Below are 15935 nucleotides of genomic sequence, written 5' to 3'. Positions count from 1 at the left end.
CCCGGCGGGGCACGGGCGCACGGGGGGCCGGAATCACCGGCGCGGCGGCTCCAGGCCCAGGACCCTGTCCTTGAGCGCCGGGAACTGTTCACGGGTCGTGGCGACCTTCGCCGGGTCGAACTCCACCGTGAGGACCTCCTCGCCGGCGCCCGCCTCGGCCAGTACCTCGCCCCACGGATCCACCACGATCGAGTGACCCGCCTGGGGAACCCCGGCGTGCGTCCCGGCCGTTCCACAGGCGAGCACGAACGCCTGGTTCTCGACCGCCCGCGCCTGAGCCAGCAGCGTCCAGTGCGCGCGACGGCGCTCGGGCCAGCCCGCCGGGATCACCAGGGTCTCGGCGCCTGCGTCGACCAGCCCGCGGAAGAGTTCGGGGAAACGGAGGTCGTAGCAGGTGGCCACACCGAGGGTGGTGCCGGGCAGACGGACCGTCACCAGGTCCCGGCCCGCGCCCATCAGCACGGCCTCGCCCTTGTCGAAGCCGAAGCGGTGGATCTTGCGATAGGCCGCGGCCAGGTCACCGGAGGGGGAGAAGACCAGAGACGTGTTGTAGAGGGGGCCCTCAGCGTCCCGCTCAGGGATCGAGCCCGCGTGCAGCCACACGCCCGCGTCGCTCGCCGCCTTCGCCATCGCCTCGTACGTGGGGCCCTCGAGCGGCTCGGCCTCCCGCCCGAACTCCTCGTAGGCGAAGGCACCCGTCGTCCACAGCTCGGGCAGTACGACCAGGTCGGACCCTGCCTGTTCACGGACCAGCGCGGCCACTCGGAGCCGCCTGGCTTCGACCGATTCGTCCTCTTCTACGGTGATCTGGATCAGCGAGGCGCGCACACTACCACCGTCCTGGCATTCGAGCCGTCCATACCGGGCCTACGATCGTCACACGAAAGCACTGCCGGGGTGCCTCACAGCAGCGTAACTTAGCGTTCCAAGACACCCGCCGACAGCAACGTCCCGCTGGCACCGCCGCCACAACCTGCCCGTGTACCGACCGCCGAGGGGTCCCGTTCCGTGAGTCTGCATCCCACCCTCCAGCCCTACGCCGACGCCTGGACCCACTCCATCGAAGCGATATCCGAACTGGTTCAGCCGCTCGTCGAGGGCGAGTGGAACCGGCGGACCCCGTGCCCGGGCTGGTCGGTCCGCGACGTCGTCTCGCATGTCATCGGCATGGACTGCGAGATGCTCGGCGACCCGCGTCCCATCCACACGCTGCCGCGCGACCTGTTCCACGTCACGAACGAGCACCAGCGCTACATGGAGATGCAGGTCGACGTCCGCCGGCACCACACGGCCCCGGAGATGACCTCCGAGCTGGAGTACACGGTCATCCGCCGCAACCGCCAGCTGCGCAACGAGTCCCGCGACCCCGGCCACAAGGTGCGCGGCCCGCTCGGCCGGGAGATCACGCTCGAGCAGGCCATGCGCAGCCACGCGTTCAACGTCTGGGTGCACGAGCAGGACCTGCGCGCGGCGCTCGGACGGCCGGGCAACCTGGACTCGCCGGGCGCGCACGTCGCCCGGGACGTGCTGCTCGAGGCGCTGCCCCAGGTGGTCGCGAACGATGCGCAGGCGCCCCGGAGTTCCGCGGTCGTCTTCGACGTGCACGGGCCCGTGGAGTTCCTGCGCACCATACGCGTCGACATCCAGGGCCGCGGCACCCTGGAGAGCACGCCCGCGCTCGGCCCCGCCGCCACCCTCACCCTCGACTGGGAGACGTACGTCCGCCTGGCCTGCGGCCGGGTCACGCCGGAGGCCGTGGCCGACCGGGTGAAGGCCGAGGGGGACCCGGCTCTGACGGGGGCGATCCTGCGGAACTTCGCGGTGACTCCGTGACGGGGTGACGACGTGACGGCGTGACACGGGTGTCGGTGGCGAGCGCGCGCCGAGTGGCCGGGAATATTCGGTGTCCCGGGCGGCCGGCGGAAATTAGCGTGCCCGCCATGACAACCGAAGACAACCTTCCGCCCCGGCTCACCCGGCTCACCTTCCACGGCCCGCTCTCCGAGTTCCGGGCGGCGGCGATGGTGCGGCGGCTCGCCGGCCTCCGTCCCGCGACCGTGCTCGACATCGGCTGTGGGTGGGGCGAACTGATGCTCCGGGTGCTGGACGCCGTACCGGACGCCCGGGGGACCGGCATCGATCTGCGGGCCGAGGATCTGGCCCGCGGGCGGCTGAACGCCGAGGCGCGGGGGCTGGCCGGCCGCGTGGAGTTCGTCGAGGAGTCCGCCCTGGGCACCGGGCGCGGCCCCGCCGACCTCGTACTGTGCCTCGGCGCCGGCCAGGCGCTGAGCACGGCCGAGCCTCCCGCGCACACCACCGAGGCCCTGCGGGAGTTGCGCCGGCTGGTGACCGACGGCGGGCGGGTGATGCTCGGGGAAGGCTTCTGGGAGCGGACGCCGACGCCGGCCGAGCTGTCCGGCATGTGGCCGGGTGCCTCCGGCGAGGACCACCACAGCCTGGCCCGTCTCGTCGACCTGGCCGTGGCGGCCGGGTTCCGGCCGGAGTGGATCGAGACGGCGAGCCCGGCCGAGTGGGAGGAGTTCGAGTCCGCGTACCAGGCGGACACCGAGGTGTGGCTCGCGGGCCACCCGGACCACCCGCTGGCGGCCGAGACCCGCGAGCGCCTGGACCGGCACCGAGCACAGTGGATGAGCTACCGGGGCGTACTGGGCCTGGCGTATCTCACCCTCGTACCGGTGGCGGGCTAGTGCCGCGGCAGGCAACGTTTGCCCGTCAAGGAGCGGCGTCCGGTGCGTGCTCTCGGCGTGCCGGCCGGAAGTCCTCGTACTGGACGTACTTGGGCTTTCGGCCGGTGCGGCGAGAGTGCGTGCCGGACGTCGCGACGGGGCGAACGTTGCCTGTCGCGGCACTAGCTCCTGGGTCAGGCGGGCACGTGCACGGTCTCCACCCGGCTGGCGACCAGCCGTTCCCGCTCCCGGCGCGCGGCCCGGCCGCGCAGGCGCAGGATCTGGCTGACGCCGAGCGCCTGGAGGACGAAGACGGCGGAGAAGGCGATGGTGTAGTCGTCTCCGGTGGCGTCCAGGAGGACGCCGACCGCGAACAGGGTCGTCATGGAGGCGACGAAACCGCCCATGTTGGTGATTCCGGAAGCGGTGCCCTGACGCTCCGGCGGGTTGGCGGGGCGGGCGAAGTCGAAGCCGAGCATCGACGCCGGGCCACAGGCGCCCAGCACCACGCACAGCACCAGCAGCAGCCACATGGGGGCGCGCTCGGCCGGACAGGCGAGGGTCGCCGCCCACACGGTCGCCGTCGCCGCGACCGTGCCCAGCGCCAGCGGCAGCCGGGCCGCGTGGTGCCGCGCGACTACCTGGCCGTAGACCAGGCCGATCACCATGTTCGACAGGACCACCAGGGTGAGCAGTTCACCGGCCGTGGCACGGCTGAGGCCCTGCGCCTGGACGAGGAAGGGCAGGCCCCACAGCAGCAGGAACACCATCGCCGGGAACTGGGTGGTGAAGTGCACCCAGAGGCCGAGGCGCGTGCCCGGCTCCCGCCAGGAGGCGGCGATCTGCCTGCGGATGTAGGCCGCGCCCTGGTGCGGGAACGGCTCCGGCTCGCAGCCCTCGGGGTGATCCTTGAGGAACAGCAGGACGAGCACCAGGACGACCGCGCCGGCGACCGCGCTGCCCGCGAACGCCGGGGTCCAGCCGACGCCGTGCAACAGCCGCGCCAGCACCAGTGTGGAGACCAGGTTGCCGGCCATCCCGGCCAGGCCCGCGAGTTGCGCGACGAGCGGCCCACGCCGGGCCGGGAACCAGCGCGTGCCCAGCCGCAGCACGCTGATGAAGGTCATCGCGTCACCGCAGCCGAGCAGCGCGCGGGAGGCGAGCGCCGTGCCGTACGACGGGGAGAACGCGAAGCCGAGCTGGCCCGCCGTGAACAGCACGACCCCGATGGTCAGCACCTTCTTGGTGCCGAGCCGGTCGACGAGCAGGCCCACGGGTATCTGCATGCCCGCGTACACCAGGAGCTGGAGGATCGAGAACGTCGACAGGGCGGAGGCGTTCACGTGGAAGCGCTCGGCCGCGTCGAGCCCGGCTACCCCCAGGGACGTACGGAAGATGACGGCGACGAAGTAGACCGAGACGCCGATGGACCACACGGCGATGGCACGGCGGCCGCCCGGCGGGTCCCCCGGAAGAGTGGTGTGGGCGCTCGTGGCGCTCATCGGACCTCCCCCCGCGCGAGGTGCGAGAACCAGCTCACGTGCCGGTGCACGACCGCCACCGCCGCCTCCGCGTCCCCCGAGCGCAGTGCCTCGAGGATCTCCTCGTGCTCGGCGAGGGTCTTGGCGATCCGGTCGGGGTGGGAGTGCATCACGGCGACGCCCATCCGCAGCTGGCGGTCGCGCAGCTGGTCGTAGAGCCGGGAGAGGATCTCGTTGCCGCCGCTGCGCACGATCTCGGCGTGGAAGCAGCGGTCGGTGACCGCGGCCGCGGCCAGATCGCCGGCGGCGGCCTGCGCCCTCTGCTGCGCCAGCAGTTCCTCGAGCCGCTCGATCAGCCCGGGCCGGGCGGGTACGGCCTTGCGTGCCGCGTGCTCCTCCACCAGCTGCCGGGTCTCCACCACGTCGGCGATCTCCTGCGCGGAGACGGGCAGCACCAGGGCGCCCTTCTTCGGGTAGAGCCTGATCAGCCCCTCCGCCTCCAGGCGCAGCAGAGCCTCGCGCACCGGCGTGCGGGAGACCCCCACGGCCTCGGCCAGCTCGCCCTCGGTGAGCAGGATGCCGCCCTCGTAGCGACGGTCCAGGACGCCTTGCTTGACGTGGGTGTAGACGCGGTCGGCGGCGGGTGGCTGCTTGAGGGGTGCGGGCGGGGCGACGGACGGCACGGATGGCATGTGCACATCTTAGATACAACACGTACACGCGGCCCTCCCCCGTCCACCATGCGGACCCCCCGTGTCCCGGCGGCATCTCGAGCGTCAGCCGTCTCACAGTCGGAATACTCGGAATACAGAGGCCCCCCGAGAAGCCGCACAACCTTCTGTGCTACTTAGGTGTCAGACACGTGCGGCCCCACTCCTGTGCCACTTCAACTCGGCCGCATTATCAAGGGCATTCGAGACAATCGGGGTATTTACTTGATTACCGGCATTAAGGGCATCCGTATCCGTCGAGCCGCAGCCGTCGCCGTCACCTCCGGCGCGATGCTCGCCACGGGAGCCCTCACCGCGGCACCCGCGCAGGCCGTCACCACGCCCTCGATCGTGGCCAAGGGCGGCTACCTCATGAACAACGCCAACGCCACGACGCTGTACACCAAGAAGGCGGACACCCAGCTTCCCACGGGCTCCACCACGAAGATCATGACCGCCAAGGTCGTGCTCGCGCAGTCGAACCTCAACCTCGACGCCAAGGTGACGATCCAGAAGGTCTACAGCGACTACGTCGTCAAGAACAACGCCTCCCAGGCGCACCTGATCGTCGGCGACAAGGTGACCGTCCGTCAGCTGCTGTACGGCCTGATGCTGCCGTCCGGCTGCGACGCCGCCTACGCGCTGGCCGACAAGTACGGTTCCGGCTCCACCCGCGCCAACCGCGTGGCGAACTTCATCGGCAAGATGAACACCGCCGCCAAGAACCTGGGCCTGACGCACACGCACTTCGACTCGTTCGACGGCATCGGCAACGGCAACAACCTCTCGACGCCGCGCGACCTGACGAAGATCGCCAGCAGCGCGATGAAGAACTCCACGTTCCGCACGATCGTCAAGACGAAGTCGTACACGGCCAAGACGATCACCAAGACCGGCAGCACCCGCACGATGAACCCGTGGACCAACACCAACGGGCTCCTCAACAGCTACAGCGGCACCATCGGGGTGAAGACCGGCTCCGGCCCCGAGGCCAAGTACTGCCTGGTCTTCGCCGCGACCCGGAACGGCAAGACGGTCATCGGCACCGTGCTCGCCTCCACCTCCATCGCCCAGCGCGAGTCGGACGCGAAGAAGCTCATGAACTACGGCTTCGCCAAGCTCGGCTGACATCCTCGCGGTGTACGGGCCCGTCGCGGTGAGCGGCGGGCCCTTCGCGTGTCCGGCACTTCAGCGCAGACCGGGCAGCCGCCGCAGTTCACCGACCTTCAGAAGCCGGCCGAGTACGAGGTACACGACCGCCAGGACGAGCGTCCCCGCGAGGACGGCGAGCGCCGTCGGTACCGTGCCCTCGCCCAGGGCGGTGCCGCAGGACCGCGCGGCCGCCCAGGCCGCCCCCGCCGCGCAGGCCGACGCGGCCAGCAGCTTGGTGTAGGTGGCCCGCACGGTTCCGTCGTCGAGCCGACCGCCGGCCTTCCTCGCCAGCAGGCGTGCGGTGAGTGCGAGTCCGGCCAGGTAGGAGAGGGTGTAGGCGCCGGCCATGCCGGTGACCGCCCAGCGGGTGGGCAGCAGCAGATGGCAGGCGGTGACGAGGGCGATGTTCCACACCCCGATCCACACTGCCATGAGGAACGGCGTACGGGTGTCCTCGAAGGCGTAGAAGCCGCGCAGCAGCAGGTACTGGCTCGAGAAGGGGATCAGGCCGAGACCGAACGCCTGGAGCATGTGCCCCATCGGCTGGGCGGAAGCCGGGTCGGCGGCGCCGTGCGCGAAGATCAGGGTGGCGATCTGCGGGCCCAGCGCGAGGAAGAGGAAGGCCGCCGGCACGATGACGACCCCGCTGATCCGCAGCGCACGGGACAGGTCGGCGCGCAGGTCGGTGATCCGGCCCTCGGCAACGGCCTTGCTCATGCGCGGCAGCAGTGCGGTGACCAGGGAGACGGTGACGATGGACTGGGGCAGCAACCAGATGGTCTGCGCGTAGCTGTACGCGGTGTAGCCCACGCCGGCCTTCGGCAGCTCCTGGTCGGCGGCGTTGGCGAAGTTGGTGACCACGGCGAGCGCGACCTGGTTGGCCAGGACGAAGAGCAGGGTCCACTTGGCCGCGTGGATGCCGGACCCCAGCCCCGTACCCCGCCAGTCGAACCGGGGCCGGAAGCGGAACCCGGCGGCGCGGGCGAAGGGAATGAGCGCGAGGGCCTGAACCGCGATCCCGGCCGTGGTTCCGACACCCAGCCAGCGCACCTGTGTGTCGGTGACCTCCGCGACCGAGTCCGGCACGGTCATCAGGCCCAGGTAGCCGCCGAACATGGCGAGCAGAACGACGTTGTTGAGCACCGGCGTCCACATCATCGCGCCGAACTTCTCGCGGGCGTTGAGGACCTGGCTGTAGATGTAGAAGAGGCCGTAGAAGAAGATCTGCGGCAGCAGGAACCGGGCGAAGACGACGGTGAGCCGGAACGCCTGGTGGTTGCCCGGGGTGTCCCGCATGTAGATGCCCACGATCTGTGGCGCCGCCCACACCGCCAGCGCCGTCCCGACGGCCAGCACGGTGACGACGAGGGTCACCAGACGCTGCTCGTAGGCCTTTCCTCCGTCGGGCTGGGTGTTGCGCGCCCGGACGAGCTGCGGCACGAGAACGGCGTTGAGCGCGCCACCGATCAGCAGCGTGTACAGGCTGATCGGCACGGTGTTGGCGGTGTTGTACGTACTGGCCAGCAGCCCGTTGCCAAGCGCCGCGCCCTGCAGAGCCGTCCGGATCAGCCCGGTCGCCCGTGAGACGACGGTACCGACGGCCATGAGCGCGGAGGAACGAGCGAGCCCGCCCTTCTCCTTGTCGCGCCGCTTGGCGTGCCGCGCTCTGCCGTCTGCCTCGGTCAACATGTGTTCACAATAAGGCAGTTGGGATCAGGCACGCTCAACTGGCGCCCCGCCAGCGGAATCAGCGATCTTCGCTCGCAATCGTGAATATCCCGGTTCCAGCTGGCATATTCGATTTGCTCCGCTTTACGTTCCGCGACGGAGGTGGTTCACATGATCGAACCCAGCAAGCGACGCGACGCCGCCGAACGGCGGGACGCGATCGACGTCAGCGACTTCGTGTACGCGGCGACTGGCGCCCGGGTGCGCCGGCTGACCATGCCGGACGGGACGCATTGGTTCCCGGCTGTGGATGTCTGCAAGCAGTTGGGTCACTCCAACCCGCAGAAGGCACTCTCCGACCATGTCCCGGAAGATCATCGAGAAAGTCTCGAGACCCTAACTGGAGGTTATGGTCTCAGCATTCCCGCAGGTAGGGAGTGGCGCCGAGACCTGAATGTCATCTCTCTGCAGGGTCTCATCCGCCTCGTCCAGGCCTGTACGAAACCCTCCTGCGAACCCTTCAAGCAGTGGGCCGCCGAGGTGATCGAGACAGTGCAGCGAGAGGGTTCTTACACTCTCGAAGAGGCCGAGGTGCAGCCCGCCGACCCGACCGCACCGGTCGTGTACGCCATGCCGGAACAGGTCGCGGAGGCCATCGTCCGGCTCGAGGCGCACAACCTTCAGCTGGACGAGGAGCTTGCGAACGCGCAGCATGAATCGCTCGCGCTGCAGAAGGAGTCGCTTTCCCTACAGCAGGAGTCGCTCTCGCTTCAGCAGGAGACACTCTCGCTTCAGAAGGAGACAGTCACCCTGCAAAGGGAGATGCTGGCCACGCAGAAGGCCACGCTCGCCGTGCAGCAGGCCATGGTCCGGGCGATGGAACGCATCGCGGACCGGCTCGACGCTCTCGTCCTCGAGCGTCGGGCGCCCGGTGGCCGCCTGACGGTTCTGCCCACCACGGAGACCGTGCTGGCCGACTGGCGGCACCGGCTGTCCGTGACGGAGGACGTGTGGACGGTGGCCGTGGTGATCGCCCCGGTCCTCGTCGAACAGGGTGAACTCCGCGAGCCGCTGGAAGCGATCGCGGCCCGTACGGGCCTTCCGGTGCGCCGCGTCAACGAGTGCCTCCGCCTGCTGCAGAAGCACGCCTGCATCCGATCGCAGGGCGGTGCGGAGGACGGGGCGCCGGTGTACGTGCTCAACCAGGCCTGACAGGCTCTGAGAGAGAAAGGCGGAGGGGGCGGTCGCAAGACGAAGTTGCGGCCGTCCCCTCCGAGGCTCCGAGACTATCGGGTGACGCTCGTCACGCCCAGGTGATCAGCCGCTTCGGCTGCTCCAGAATCGCCGCCACATCCGCCAGCACCCTGGAGCCCAGCTCGCCGTCGACCAGGCGGTGGTCGAAGGAGAGGGCCAGGGTGGTGACCTGGCGGGGCTTCACCTTGCCCTTGTGGACCCACGGCTGGAGCTTGATCGCGCCGACCGCGAGGATCGCGGACTCGCCGGGGTTGAGGATCGGCGTGCCGGTGTCGACGCCGAAGACGCCGACGTTGGTGATGGTGACCGTACCGCCCTGCATGGCGGCGGGGGAGGTCTTGCCCTCGCGTGCCGTGGCGACCAGCTCGCCAAGTGCCTCGGCCAGCTGCGGCAGCGTCTTGGCGTGCGCGTCCTTGATGTTCGGGACGATCAAACCCCGAGGGGTGGCGGCCGCGATGCCCAGGTTGACGTAGTGCTTGAGCACGATCTCCTGGTTCGCCTCGTCCCAGGACGCGTTGATGTCCGGGTTGCGCTTGATGGCGACCAGCAGGGCCTTGGCGACCAGCAGGAGCGGGTTGACCCGCAGGCCCTGCATGTCCTTGTCCTGCTTGAGCTCCTCGACCAGCTTCATCGTGCGCGTGACGTCGACGGTCACGAACTCCGTGACATGCGGTGCCGTGAACGCCGAGCCGACCATGGCCTGCGCGGTGGCCTTGCGGACGCCCTTGACCGGGACGCGGGTCTCGCGGGCCGTGTCGTACGTCGCGACCGGCGCCGGGGGCGCCGACACGGGCGTGGCCGCCACCGGCGCGGGGGCCGCTGCCGCCGGGGCCGCCGCCGCGTGGACGTCCTCGCGCGTGATGATGCCGTCGGGGCCGGACGGGGTGACCGTGGCCAGGTCGACGCCCAGGTCCTTGGCGAGCTTGCGCACCGGGGGCTTGGCCAGCGGGCGGGCTTTCGCGGCCGCGGTCCCGTGGCCGTTCAGCTCCGACTGGACCGCCGCCGAGGCCTGGGGGACCGCGACCTCGGGGCCCTTGCGGGGGCGCCGCTTGGTCGAGGAGGCGGCGACGCCGTAGCCGACCAGTACCGGCTGGCGGCCCGAGCCCTGCGGCTTCGGCTCCTCCGGCTCTGTTTCCTCGGCCTTCGGCTCCTGGGGCTTCTGCTCCGCGGGAGCGGGTGCGCCGCCCGCCACGTCCACCGCGATGATGGGCGTGCCCACGTCCACCGTGGTGCCCTCGGGGAAGCGCAGTTCGCGGACCACACCGTCGTACGGGATGGGCAGTTCGACGGCCGCCTTGGCGGTCTCGACCTCGCACACCACCTGGCCGTCGGAGACCGTGTCACCCGGCTGGACGTACCACTTGAGGATCTCGGCCTCGGTCAGGCCCTCGCCGACATCCGGCATCTTGAACTCACGCACGGATGCTTCCGTCATCGTCGTCACGACCCTCTCCTCAGTACGCCAGGGCGCGGTCGACGGCGTCGAGCACCCGGTCCAGGCCCGGCAGGTACTCCTCCTCCAGGCGGGCCGGCGGGTACGGGGCGTGGTAGCCGCCGACCCTGAGCACCGGGGCCTCCAGGTGGTAGAAGCAGCGCTCGGTGATCCGGGCGGCGATCTCCGCGCCGGAGCCGAAGAACACCGGTGCCTCGTGGACCACGACCAGGCGGCGGGTCTTCTCCACCGAGGCCTGGATGGAGTCGAAGTCGATCGGGGAGACCGAGCGCAGGTCCAGGACCTCCAGGTTCTTGCCCTCCTCGGCGGCCGCGTCGGCGACCTCCTGGCAGAGCTTGACCATCGGGCCGTAGGCGGCGAGGGTCAGGTCGGTGCCCTCACGGACCACCTGCGCCTTGTGCAGCGGACCGGGGATCGCCTCGGTGTTGACCTCGGCCCGGTCCCAGTAGCGCCGCTTCGGTTCGAAGTAGATCACCGGGTCGTCGCTCTGGATGGCCTGCTGCATCATCCAGTAGGCGTCGGAGGCGTTGGACGGAGAGACGATCTTCAGGCCGGCGACGTGCGCGAAGAGCGCCTCCGGCGACTCGGAGTGGTGCTCCACCGCGCCGATGCCGCCGCCGTAGGGGATGCGCACGACGACCGGGAGCTTGACCTTGCCCAGCGAGCGGGCGTGCATCTTCGCGAGCTGCGTGACGATCTGGTCGTACGCCGGGAACACGAAGCCGTCGAACTGGATCTCCACCACCGGGCGGTAGCCGCGCAGGGCCAGCCCGATCGCCGTGCCGACGATGCCCGACTCGGCCAGCGGGGTGTCGATGACACGGCTCTCCCCGAAGTCCTTCTGGAGGCCGTCGGTCACCCGGAAGACACCGCCGAGCTTGCCGACGTCCTCACCCATGATGATGACCTTGGGGTCGGCCTCCAGAGCCCGGCGCAGCGACTCGTTGATCGCTTTGGCCAGAGGCAGGTTCTTCACCGTCTCCACCACCATGATCAGGCCCCCTCTCCCGCGGCGAAGCCGCTGTCGGACTCAGTCGCGAACGACGCCTGGTAGGCGGCGAACTGGGCGCGCTCCTCGTCGACGAGCGCGTGCCCGTCCGCGTACACGTTCTCGAAGATGGCGAAGTGGTCCGGGTCCGGCATGGCGCGGACCGCTTCGCGCACTCGCCTGCCCAACGTCTCGCTCTCGGTCTCCAGTTCCGCGAAGAATCCCTCGTCCGCGTGGTTTGAGGCCTCGAGGTACCGGCGAAGGCGCAGGATCGGGTCCTTCGCCTCCCAGGCCTCACGCTCCTCGTCGGCCCGGTACTTGCTCGGGTCGTCCGAGGTGGTGTGGGCGCCCATGCGGTACGTGTACGCCTCGACCAGGGTGGGGCCTTCGCCGCCGCGGGCGCGCTCCAGCGCCCACTTGGTGACCGCGAGGCAGGCCAGCACGTCGTTGCCGTCGACGCGGACGCCGGGGAAGCCGTAGCCCTGCGCGCGCTGGTAGAGCGGGACGCGGGTCTGCTTCTCGGTCGGCTCGGAGATCGCCCACTGGTTGTTCTGGCAGAAGAACACGACCGGGGCGTTGTAGACCGCGGAGAAGGTGAACGATTCAGCGACGTCGCCCTGGCTGGAGGCACCGTCGCCGAAGTAGGCGATGACCGCCGAGTCCGCGCCGTCCTTGGCGATGCCCATCGCGTAGCCGGTGGCGTGCAGCGTCTGGGAGCCGATGACGATCGTGTACAGGTGGAAGTTGTTGCCGTTGGGGTCCCAGCCGCCGTTGTTCACACCGCGGAACATGCCGAGCAGGTTGGTCGGGTCGACCCCGCGGCACCAGGCGACGCCGTGCTCGCGGTAGGTCGGGAAGACGTAGTCGTCGTCGCGCAGGGCGCGGCCGGAGCCGATCTGGGCTGCCTCCTGGCCGAGCAGCGAGGCCCACAGGCCCAGCTCGCCCTGGCGCTGGAGGGCGGTGGCCTCGGCGTCGAAGCGGCGGGTGAGCACCATGTCGCGGTACAGGCCGCGCAGCTCTTCGGGGGTGATGCCGGCGACGTACTTGTCGTACTCGGCGTTCTTGACCCGCTTGCCCTCGGGGGTCAGCAGCTGCACGAGCTCCGGGTCGGCGCTCTTCTGGGCGGTGGTGCGAGTGGTGCGCTTGGTGCCGGTGGTGCCGGCCTTGCTTCCGGCGCTGCGTCGCGGCTGGCGCGCGGCAGTGCTGTCCACGGTCACGTGTGCTCCTCCGTCGGTCCGGCCCCCGGGGTTGCCGGTAGGCCAGTGCGGCTCACCTGTTTTCGACCACCGGGCACGGGGTGGGTGCCACTCGGCCGGGAACAGGCGTGACAGGTGCCCCGGCGAGCGCCCTGCAACGGTCACGTTACCCAGTGCGCCACATTTCTGTGAAACCCCTCCTGACCTGCCATTTTGCTTGGATTTCCAAGTAAATCGGTCAGGACCGGAAGGGCGCTGGTCACAGCCTTGCAGGAGGCCGGAGCAACGGCACGTTATCCCGCTCACCCGGGCCACGGGAAGAGTCGGTGTCGCGCGTCGGGCCCCCGCGCGGTGCGGCCGGGCGCTCGTTTTCGGACGACGGAGTGGCGATGGAGGGATGACGGACACGGTGACGCACACCTGACGCACGCGTGACCGAAAGCGACCGCCCGCGACTGCCTGTGACAAGGCCCAGCTCACGGGCTCTTGCCTTGCCCTACCATCTGGCGCGTGCCGCGCTCATGTGTACCCCCCCTCGTACCCCACGCGCCCCCTCTGGGCGCCCTGCTGCGCCTTTACGCCGCCGGTTCCGCCGTCACCTGCGAGCCCGTCGACCAGGGTCTGCTCAACCGCGGCTACCGCGTGTGCACCACCCGCGGCCGCTACTTCCTCAAGCACCACTTCGACCCGGACACCGCCGACCCGGTCGCGATCGAACGCCGGCACCGGGCCACCGAGCGCCTGGCCGCCCTCGGCGTCCCGGTCGCCCCGCCGCTCGCCCACCGGGACGGACGCACGGTCGCCGTCGTCGGCGGCCACGCCTACGCCCTGTACCCCTGGATCGACGGCAGACACCGCCACGGCGGCCAGCTCACCCCCGGTCAGTGCGCTCGGCTAGGAGCTCTCCTGGGCGCGGTGCACGCCTGCCTGGAACGCGTGATGCCACCCAAGGGGCGCACTCGCCCCGCCACGAGCCCCCATCCGGTGAAGAGCGCCGACCCGGCCGACACGTTCGCCCTCATCGACGACCTGCTCGCCCACGTCCGCCGCCACCGCCCCTCCGACGCCTTCGACGAACTGGCCCGCCACCGGCTGCTGGAACGCCGGGAACTGCTGGAGCAGCACGCCGACCGGCGCCCGCCGCGCGGCGGCCCGGTGGGCTGGGTGCACGGCGACTTCCACCCCTTCAACCTGCTCTACAAGGGCGACGCTCCAGCCGCGATCGTCGACTGGGACCGGCTCGGCGTGCAGCCCCGCGCGGAGGAGGCCGTCCGCGCCGCCGCGATCTTCTTCGTACGGCCCATGGGAGCCCTCGACCTGCCGAAAGTACGGGCGTACGCGCGGGCGTACCGGCGTGCGGCCGGGGCCACACCCTCTGAGCTGGCGGCGGCGGTGCACCGTGTGTGGTGGGAGCGCCTCAACGACTTCTGGATGCTGCGCTGGCACTACGAACGCGGCGACACCCGCGCCGACCCGCAGTTCCCGGCGGCCTCGGCGCTCGCCGTGTGGTGGACGCGGGAGTACGACGCGGTGTGCGACGCGTTCGTGGAGTGACGCGGCTCGGCCGGCCGAGGCTCAGCCGGCCGTTGCGCCCACGTCAGTCGGTGCAGGTGTCCTTCAAGGACCTTCCCCAGCGCCGCCCTCCGTGGCTCCCGCGTCCGTGCCGGTGCCCGGGTCCGTGGCCGGGTCCGACGGCTGCGTCTCGGTCTCGGTCCCAGGGTCCGTCGGCTGCTCCTCGGAGGTCTGCGGGTCCGTCGGCTCGTCGGTCGGGTCGCTGCTGGCCGTGTCGGACGGGGTGTACGACGGCGTGGGCGACGAGGGCTGCCAGTTCCCACCGGTGCCGTTGTCCGAATTGTCGTCCGTGGACGTGTCGGTGGGCTCGTCGGTGGGCTCGTCGGTCGGGCTCTCGCTCTTCTTCGTTTCCTTGGAGGAGTGCGTGCTGGTCGGCGACGTCTTGGTACCCGGATCGTCGGTGTCGGACCCCTTGTTCTGGAGCGCCAGCGCCACGCCCGCCGCGATGGCGATCACCGCGAGCACGGCGAGGATCCACAGCTTGCCGCGACCGCTGCCCTTGTTGCCGTGCCCCTCGAAGCCGCCCTCGTCGCCGCTGCCGTACCCGGCGGGCAGGATCGTCTGCGGGATCTGCGTGGTGCCTGAGGCGTCCACGGGGTGCGGCATGACGGTCGTACCGGCGAAACCGGCCGCCGGGGTGTGCCGGCCGTCGTGCGTCTCCACCGGGCCGGTGTTCCAGGTGCCGGTGTGGCCGCCCTGGTCGTACAGCATCTGAAGCGCGTACTGGACCAGCCCGCGCATCTCCTCGGCCGTCTGGAAACGGTCGTCCGGCTCCTTGGCGAGGGAGCGCATGACGAGGCCGTCGAGTTCCGGCGGGCAGCTCCCGTCCGAGGTCTGCGACGGCGGCACCGGAATGTCCTGGACGTGCTGGTAGACCACCGACAGCGGGGTCTCACCCGTGAAGGGGGGCCGCAGCGCGAGGAGTTCGTACAGCAGACAGCCCGTCGCGTACAGGTCGGAACGGTGGTCGACGGCCTTGCCGAGCGCCTGCTCCGGGGAGAGGTACTGCGGGGTGCCCATGACCATGCCGGTCTGCGTCATCGTCGTGGACGCGCCGTGCAGGGCACGGGCGATGCCGAAGTCCATCACCTTGACGGCGCCGTTGTCGGTGATGATGACGTTGGCGGGCTTGATGTCGCGGTGCACGATGCCGTGCTGGTGCGAGTAGGCCAGCGCCTCCAGGACGCCGGAGACGATGATCAGGGCCTGCTCGGAGCCCGGCGCCTCCGCGTTGAGCAGCAGGTCGCGGATGGTGCGGCCCTCGACCAGCTCCATCACGATGTACGGCACGGACTGGCCGCCCACGAAATCTTCACCGGAGTCGTACACGGCGACGATCGCATGGTGGTTGAGCCCGGCCACCGACTGTGCCTCGCGGGTGAAGCGGGCCTTGGAGACCGGGTCCTCGGCCAGGTCGGCGCGGAGCAGCTTCACGGCCACCGTCCGGCCCAGGCGTACGTCCTCGGCCGCGAACACCTCGGCCATGCCGCCCCGGCCGAGCCGGTGGGTCAGCCGGTACCGGCCGTCGCCGACGAGCCCTCCGTTGCCCCACATCTCCGGCGTCTCTGACATGCCGCCGCCAGACGCCTCGGGGTCGGACGGGCCCTGGGCGCTGTGCGTCTGTGCCATCGGTCCTCGCCGTCGTTTCTGCCCGCGGTGCGCGCGGTGTTGTTACGGTCTCCGTCGGCCACGCTACAGCCTCCGCGCAAGCCTCCGGTCCGGGATCGGATCCGGGACCGGCCCGAGACAGACCGGCCATGAAACCTCTAGCACG

13 protein-coding genes are annotated in these 15935 nt (G+C 70.4%); 5 read left to right on the top strand and 8 right to left on the bottom strand.

What is annotated here, in order from left to right:
* Nucleotides 1-33: 33 nt before the first annotated feature.
* Nucleotides 34-828, bottom strand: a complete 795-nt coding sequence (locus ACWGJM_RS11305) for a carbon-nitrogen family hydrolase (RefSeq protein ID WP_453411395.1) — start codon at nt 826-828, stop codon at nt 34-36.
* A gap of 180 nt (nt 829-1008) precedes the next feature.
* On the opposite strand from ACWGJM_RS11305, the gene ACWGJM_RS11300 reads away from it, so the two are divergent.
* Nucleotides 1009-1833: a maleylpyruvate isomerase family mycothiol-dependent enzyme gene (locus tag ACWGJM_RS11300; RefSeq protein ID WP_453411394.1), complete on the top strand. Its 825-nt coding sequence runs from the start codon at nt 1009-1011 to the stop codon at nt 1831-1833.
* A 107-nt stretch (nt 1834-1940) separates the two neighbouring features.
* Nucleotides 1941-2708 carry an SAM-dependent methyltransferase gene (locus ACWGJM_RS11295; RefSeq protein WP_453411393.1) on the top strand — a complete coding sequence of 256 codons (768 nt, stop codon included), beginning with the start codon at nt 1941-1943 and terminating at the stop codon, nt 2706-2708.
* Nucleotides 2709-2881: 173 nt separating this feature from the next.
* Here ACWGJM_RS11295 and ACWGJM_RS11290 read toward each other — a convergent pair whose 3' ends face one another.
* Together ACWGJM_RS11290 and ACWGJM_RS11285 are read right to left on the bottom strand one after the other, a co-directional pair.
* Nucleotides 2882-4189, bottom strand: a complete 1308-nt coding sequence (locus ACWGJM_RS11290) for an MFS transporter (RefSeq protein ID WP_453411392.1) — start codon at nt 4187-4189, stop codon at nt 2882-2884.
* Nucleotides 4186-4860 (bottom strand): GntR family transcriptional regulator, encoded by a 675-nt coding sequence (locus ACWGJM_RS11285; protein ID WP_453411391.1) that lies wholly within the window; start codon nt 4858-4860, stop codon nt 4186-4188. Before ACWGJM_RS11285 ends, ACWGJM_RS11290 begins: the two co-directional genes overlap by 4 nt.
* A 243-nt stretch (nt 4861-5103) precedes the next feature.
* On the opposite strand from ACWGJM_RS11285, the gene ACWGJM_RS11280 reads away from it, so the two are divergent.
* The gene (locus ACWGJM_RS11280; protein WP_453411390.1) at nt 5104-6006 is read left to right on the top strand and encodes a D-alanyl-D-alanine carboxypeptidase family protein; all 903 of its coding nucleotides are present in this window, start codon (nt 5104-5106) and stop codon (nt 6004-6006) included.
* A 60-nt stretch (nt 6007-6066) separates the two neighbouring features.
* Here the strand turns inward: ACWGJM_RS11280 and murJ are convergent, their stop codons facing one another.
* Nucleotides 6067-7719, bottom strand: coding sequence for a murein biosynthesis integral membrane protein MurJ (gene murJ / locus ACWGJM_RS11275; RefSeq protein WP_453411389.1), 1653 nt, complete (start codon nt 7717-7719; stop codon nt 6067-6069).
* Between the two features lie 150 nt (nt 7720-7869).
* Here murJ and ACWGJM_RS11270 point away from each other — a divergent pair, with 150 nt between their 5' ends.
* On the top strand, nt 7870-8910 hold the full coding sequence (locus tag ACWGJM_RS11270; protein ID WP_453411388.1) for a BRO family protein: 1041 nt from the start codon (nt 7870-7872) through the stop codon (nt 8908-8910).
* 91 nt (nt 8911-9001) lie between these two features.
* On the opposite strand, the gene ACWGJM_RS11265 is transcribed toward ACWGJM_RS11270, so the two are convergent.
* The 3 genes from ACWGJM_RS11265 to pdhA are packed head-to-tail and all read right to left on the bottom strand — an operon-like array spanning nt 9002 to nt 12610.
* Nucleotides 9002-10396 (bottom strand): dihydrolipoamide acetyltransferase family protein, encoded by a 1395-nt coding sequence (locus ACWGJM_RS11265; protein WP_453411387.1) that lies wholly within the window; start codon nt 10394-10396, stop codon nt 9002-9004.
* Nucleotides 10397-10406: 10 nt separating this feature from the next.
* Nucleotides 10407-11396 (bottom strand): alpha-ketoacid dehydrogenase subunit beta, encoded by a 990-nt coding sequence (locus tag ACWGJM_RS11260; RefSeq protein WP_453411386.1) that lies wholly within the window; start codon nt 11394-11396, stop codon nt 10407-10409.
* Nucleotides 11397-11398: 2 nt separating this feature from the next.
* Nucleotides 11399-12610 carry a pyruvate dehydrogenase (acetyl-transferring) E1 component subunit alpha gene (gene pdhA / locus ACWGJM_RS11255; RefSeq protein WP_453411385.1) on the bottom strand — a complete coding sequence of 404 codons (1212 nt, stop codon included), beginning with the start codon at nt 12608-12610 and terminating at the stop codon, nt 11399-11401.
* A 489-nt stretch (nt 12611-13099) separates the two neighbouring features.
* On the opposite strand from pdhA, the gene ACWGJM_RS11250 reads away from it, so the two are divergent.
* Nucleotides 13100-14143 carry a phosphotransferase gene (locus ACWGJM_RS11250; RefSeq protein ID WP_453411384.1) on the top strand — a complete coding sequence of 348 codons (1044 nt, stop codon included), beginning with the start codon at nt 13100-13102 and terminating at the stop codon, nt 14141-14143.
* Between the two features lie 63 nt (nt 14144-14206).
* Here the strand turns inward: ACWGJM_RS11250 and ACWGJM_RS11245 are convergent, their stop codons facing one another.
* Complete coding sequence (locus ACWGJM_RS11245) at nt 14207-15790, bottom strand: protein kinase domain-containing protein (protein WP_453411383.1); 1584 nt, start codon at nt 15788-15790, stop codon at nt 14207-14209.
* Nucleotides 15791-15935: the final 145 nt, after the last annotated feature.

It is taken from the genome of Streptomyces sp. NPDC054834 (assembly GCF_053611185.1).
The sequence above is the reverse complement of the archived record's forward strand: the minus strand, read 5'-3'. Positions and strand labels throughout refer to the sequence as shown.